We start from the raw sequence: 615 nt of genomic DNA on the forward strand, positions 1-615 counted from the left end.
GTTCTTGTTCGTCTTCAATCTGGCGAAGTACGTATGATTCTTGGAACTTGTCGTGCAACAGTTGGTGTTGTCGGAAACGAACAACATGGACTTGTGAACCTTGGTAAAGCAGGACGTAGCCGTTGGAAAGGTATCCGCCCAACAGTTCGTGGTTCTGTAATGAACCCTAACGATCACCCACACGGTGGTGGTGAAGGTAAAGCACCAGTTGGTCGTAAAGCGCCATCTACTCCATGGGGCAAACCTGCTCTTGGTCTTAAAACTCGTAACAAGAAAGCGAAATCTGACAAACTTATCGTTCGTCGTCGCAACGAGAAATAATAGTAAACTAGTCGCCTAAGCAACTAGGAAATCCGCCAGCTCGGTAGCGCTCCATGTGAGCGCAAGCCGCTGTGGTACAACATTTAAAGGAGAAAATATAAAAATGGGACGCAGTCTTAAAAAAGGACCTTTCGTCGATGAGCATTTGATGAAAAAAGTTGAAGCTCAAGCTAACGACGAAAAGAAAAAAGTTATCAAAACTTGGTCACGTCGTTCGACGATCTTCCCAAGTTTCATTGGTTACACTATTGCAGTTTATGACGGACGTAAACACGTACCTGTTTACATCCAAGA

1 protein-coding gene and 1 pseudogene are annotated in these 615 nt (G+C 44.6%); both read left to right on the plus strand.

What is annotated here, in order from left to right:
• Positions 1–321, plus strand: a pseudogene (gene rplB, locus GMD6S_RS11625) (50S ribosomal protein L2); the annotation flags it as partial.
• 103 nt (positions 322–424) lie between these two features.
• A partial coding sequence (rpsS, locus tag GMD6S_RS11630; RefSeq protein WP_000533764.1) for a 30S ribosomal protein S19 occupies positions 425–615 on the plus strand: 191 nt, incomplete at its 3' end.

This window comes from Streptococcus sp. GMD6S, assembly GCF_000297015.1.